This window comes from Alteromonas lipotrueae (genome assembly GCF_019249255.1).
Lineage (GTDB): Bacteria > Pseudomonadota > Gammaproteobacteria > Enterobacterales > Alteromonadaceae > Alteromonas > Alteromonas lipotrueae.
Genome location: NZ_JAESDJ010000035.1, coordinates 1 through 4,217 on the forward strand (window position 1 = coordinate 1; position 4,217 = coordinate 4,217).

The following is a 4,217-nucleotide window of genomic DNA, read 5'->3' on the forward strand; positions in this document are numbered from 1 at the left end:
CTTTTATATCATTCGATTTTTCAGTACCCAAATTGTCAATGCTTATACCTATTAGCTTACTATACAGTTCAACCAATTGATTTTGATATTCACTTGGCAAGTTATTCTTAATGCTCTTTGTACTATCTTCCAATTCACCAACAGGCACGATTCTAGTAAGACCTAAATATATTACAGCCCTCTCCTCTAAGCTTTGTTTTTGTCCTTGTGGGTAATTAGGAATTAATCTATATCTACTTTCACCTTGTTTTGCATTATGCCTTCTAAAATCACATGAATTACCATCATACTTTACCGTGTAAAGTTTACCTTTTACCCCTTTAGCAGGGTCGTTATACTGTTTGTCGCCTTTAGTTAATGACTCAATTTTTGGGTTTACTGTTTGATTAATATTTTTAATAACATTGAGGAGCTTGGTATCTACATCTGGGTTAGTTTGCTTGATTCTTTGATAGGAATTACCAATTATATGTAAAATAGAACTTTTACAGGTCCCATTTTCCCCCGATATTGCATTAACTCCACTTGTAAACGTTAGTTCTAAGTCCTGTAGCTTCCTGTAATGAGTGAAGTTAATGCCATTTATCATATCTATGAAGTCCTATTTCTAACTTATTTTTTATGGATGTATATTTACTAGTCAATTTACACAAATACTTATAAATATTCTAGATTGAAAAGTTAAAAGTAAACTTAATGATTAACCCAGGCTCAGCGTGCTGAGCATCTGGGAATCGCCCAACAGCATATGACCTCGTTTGATAAAGGGATTAGGAAGGTGCCTGCCTTAATGCTACCGGTACTGGCTAAGCTATTTGGCACTAGCGTGGATGAACTGGTGGGACTTAAAGATACAGCAACTTAGTGAGGGCCAATGCCCAAGCTTCATCGTCAGATAGAGCAAGCCGCTTTACTGCCTAAAGCTAAGCATAAATTTGTCAGTGAGTTGTTAGATACCGTTATACAGCGCATTAAAAAGCCCGCAAATGCGGGCTATGTAGATTTATTTAAGTTGTAATAACAAGGTATTAAAGACTTCATCATAAGACCTAGATGTAATTTCTTCAGTTGTATCTTCTACAACCTCTAGTTCTTTCTCGTAATCAACCAATTGAAAGCCCACATAACCGGAACTCCAAAAGTAGACATAACCGCCTTTTTTATCTAAATCAAATTGAACCCCAGATAAATCGCCTAAATCACCATCTTTTTCATCAACATATTTAAGCTCGAAATCATCTACAAGAAGGGACTTAACATTTATGTTAAACCACTCTAGTCCAGTTTGTTTTTCATTCATAAAAACCTACTTTGTTTCAATTACATCTGAAATATTACGGAAACGAGGATTAACTTGACCACCTTGCTTATTCAATTTAAATAATTGAGATTTTGGAGCACCGGGCCCAAGAGTCTTAAACCAATCAGATTTAGCACCCTGCAACAAACCATTGGTTGGAACATCAAATTCTACATAATTACTGCCAGCTTTCGCCCGCTTGCGGAATGATGACGCACCAGAATTAGCAACAAAAGTGAGGCCACCACTCCCTTCTTGAACTGTACCAGTCGATTTCATTTTCCCTAGCTCATCGGGAGACATCCAACGACCAACACGAGTATCTGCACTTTTTGTAACATTAGTTCATGCCCATATATCGTAGGCACAAAAAAGCCCCGAAAAAGGGGCTGTAATAATCTAAATTACTTGGGTGCTAGCAGTTTTGTTAATCTAATTTCTACCGATCCGTACCCCATCAATCTATCAACGGGGTAACTCTTAGTATCAATGTCATCTATCGTAATAACATCTTCTAAAATTGGCTCAAGCGAGTTTTCATCATAGGTACATAAAACCCCTGTTGCCTCTCCTTCCTCCCATCGTAAAAACTTTGGCATACTCCATTCTTTACGATCAAATCCACCAAGACGACCAATGACTTTCCATTCATTTTCAAGCAGACCCAAGTCGCCGAATTGACCTCTAAGAATTTCACGCCCAGGAACTAAAGTTTCATCTACTGCGAGATCGCTTTCATTCACAACAAGTGGACCGAAAAAATACCCAAAGATAATGCCACTACCATTCATCCTCACAACTACGCCTCTAGCGTATCCACCCTCTCTAAGGGGAATTGAAATGCAATCACCCTCTGAATAATTTAGTGATTTTGCCATCAGAGTTTCTCACCTGCTTTTCGATATATGTCACGTTTAGGGTTAGTAGGGCTAACAGGTCTTCTCTTATTTAATCCACCATTTGCGGCTTGAGCTTCAGGGTGCTTGTCATAAATAATTTGTTCTCTACCACGTTGTGCTTTACAGCAATCTGATCTTCGGTCAACCTCAAAATCAAGGTCCTTGGTATCCTTGTTCCTAGCATGCTCACCACGGCGCCGATTAAGGTCGATACTTTTTCCTGTTCTTTTTACTGCCCCATCAGCATCCCGGAGCTTATATGTTCCACCCTTTGTAACATAAGAAATTCCAGCCTCTAACCCATTTTTAACTCCTGCTTTGACTAAGCCAGCAGGGTTTAACATCGTCACTATTCCGCCTGCGCTGTAAGCCGTTGACGTTTTATCAGCACCAAGGGAACTAGTCAAATCTGAAGTTAAACCAAATGTAACTTCGTCTAATGCGCCACCAGCAAAATCCAACGCACCTTGACCAAAATCGCCCCAGAAGCTTGAAGTTTCAACCGCCCCCGCATTAGTGGAAAACCCTCCACCAATAGCAATGGTTCCCATTGGGTCTACGTAGCTTACAGGGTTATGACCCACATAGGCATACCGGTTCATACCATCTTGATACCCTAATGGATCGGCCTGAAGAAACTTCCCCCACTTGGGCTCATAATACCTCGCACGATTATAATAGTGTCCAGTTTCACTGTCTAGACGCCTAGCAGCATACCTTAAAGGGTTGCCAATTTTACTGTAATCGTAACTTTGTCCAAAAGGGCCGTAACTATATTTCTCTACTAGTTGAGCACTTGCATTCGACATTGCTACTACCGAGCCAATCTCATCTGTGTGGTAATAGTACAGATTTCCCTGATAGATATACGCTATTGGATTGTCTATGCCAGCGCCATATATATACCGCTTAGTAACATTGCCCATGTCGTCATATTCAGCAATTACTTCATCACCATCGTACAGAAAAGTGGTAGATTCACCGTTGACCGTTTTAGAGCTGCGACGACCTAAGCCATCGTAGGTATAATTGACGTGTGGTGTAATACCTTCGAACCCTACGCTAGTTAATTGATTTAGTTCATTGTGGCTGTAAGACATTGCCCCAAACGTGGCTAAGTTACCATTTTCATCAAAGTCGAGTTCGTTATCGCCTACGCTAATAGATTGATTTAGTTCATTGTTATCATATAGCTCTAAGTTGTTTTGGAACGGCAGCCATGGCCTTGCTTCCCCTTGATAACTTTTGCGGTTTTGTCTTCCAGCGCTACTGTGCCCATACAAATAACCAAGAGTTTTGCTTCCTGAAAAACCGTGTACTAATTCAGTCATATCATTATTAGATTTAAACACTAGTTTTGAATTAGCACCGTTTCCGCGCATGACATCTTCTATTTGGGACAGGTTGTTATAGGTATAATGGACGAGTTGTTGACCATTATATAAGACCTTCTCTAATCGATTTTCATTGTCGTACCTATAGGTGGTTCTTCTATTGTCAGGATAAATGATATCTGTTCTTCGGCCAGCGTTATCATAGTCGTAGGAAACAGTTCTACCCAATCGGTCAAGCACCGCTTGAACGCGCCCAAATTCATCATAGGTATAAGATATTGTTTCATTTATAGATGAAGAACTTCCAATATCCTTGATAACTTTTTCGAGTTGACCATTTTCATAGTATTCATAAATGAGCTCTACTTCACGGCCTACAAGTTGACTCTCTAAGCGGCCAAGCGGATCATATTCGTATGACGTAATAGCACCGTTTGGTGCTGTATAAGTCTCAACTTGACCACTTGTGTAATAAGAATATTGCTCAGAAATTTTACTATCAGGATATTCAATAAGCTCTAGTTGGTCGTGCTTATCGTAAAAGTAACGGGTAATATTACCGCGTCCATCTTCCCTAGTTTCAACTTGTCCGGTTTCTGTATAGGTAGTGATAATCTCGTCTACATAGCTTCCATCTACATATTGCTGAGTATGTGTGGGCCTATAAAGTGCATCGAATAATAT

Annotated in this window: 5 protein-coding genes and 1 pseudogene; 1 reads left to right on the forward strand and 5 read right to left on the reverse strand. The window is 39.7% G+C overall.

Features of this window, described 5'->3' with window-relative positions; translation table 11 throughout:
* A partial coding sequence (locus tag KYS23_RS20465; protein WP_218420065.1) for a hypothetical protein occupies positions 1-589 on the reverse strand: 589 nt, incomplete at its 3' end.
* 285 nt (positions 590-874) lie between these two features.
* Between KYS23_RS20465 and KYS23_RS20470 the strand changes: the two genes are divergently transcribed.
* Positions 875-1,018 carry a hypothetical protein gene (locus KYS23_RS20470; protein WP_218420067.1) on the forward strand — a complete coding sequence of 48 codons (144 nt, stop codon included), beginning with the start codon at positions 875-877 and terminating at the stop codon, positions 1,016-1,018.
* Here the strand turns inward: KYS23_RS20470 and KYS23_RS20475 are convergent.
* From KYS23_RS20475 to KYS23_RS20490, 4 genes and pseudogenes are all read right to left on the reverse strand, one after another.
* The gene (locus KYS23_RS20475) at positions 1,004-1,300 is read right to left on the reverse strand and encodes a hypothetical protein (RefSeq protein ID WP_218420068.1); all 297 of its coding nucleotides are present in this window, start codon (positions 1,298-1,300) and stop codon (positions 1,004-1,006) included. The two genes, KYS23_RS20470 and KYS23_RS20475, sit on opposite strands and share 15 nt — an antisense overlap.
* Before the next feature lie 6 nt (positions 1,301-1,306).
* A pseudogene (locus KYS23_RS20480) lies at positions 1,307-1,609 on the reverse strand (TreTu family toxin); the annotation flags it as partial.
* Between the two features lie 95 nt (positions 1,610-1,704).
* A complete protein-coding gene (locus KYS23_RS20485) occupies positions 1,705-2,178 on the reverse strand; it encodes an Imm26 family immunity protein (RefSeq protein WP_218420071.1) in 474 nt (157 codons plus the stop codon).
* Positions 2,178-4,217: RHS repeat domain-containing protein (locus tag KYS23_RS20490; RefSeq protein ID WP_218420072.1), on the reverse strand; the 2,040-nt coding region annotated here is incomplete at its 5' end. The genes KYS23_RS20485 and KYS23_RS20490, both read right to left, overlap by 1 nt.

Bases quoted from the DNA above. Each gene is read 5' to 3' on its own strand.
- KYS23_RS20475 (WP_218420068.1), bottom strand. From the start codon at position 1,300: ATGAATGAAAAACAAACTGGACTAGAGTGGTTTAACATAAATGTTAAG.
- KYS23_RS20470 (WP_218420067.1), top strand. From the start codon at position 875: ATGCCCAAGCTTCATCGTCAGATAGAGCAAGCCGCTTTACTGCCTAAA.
- KYS23_RS20485 (WP_218420071.1), bottom strand. From the start codon at position 2,178: ATGGCAAAATCACTAAATTATTCAGAGGGTGATTGCATTTCAATTCCC.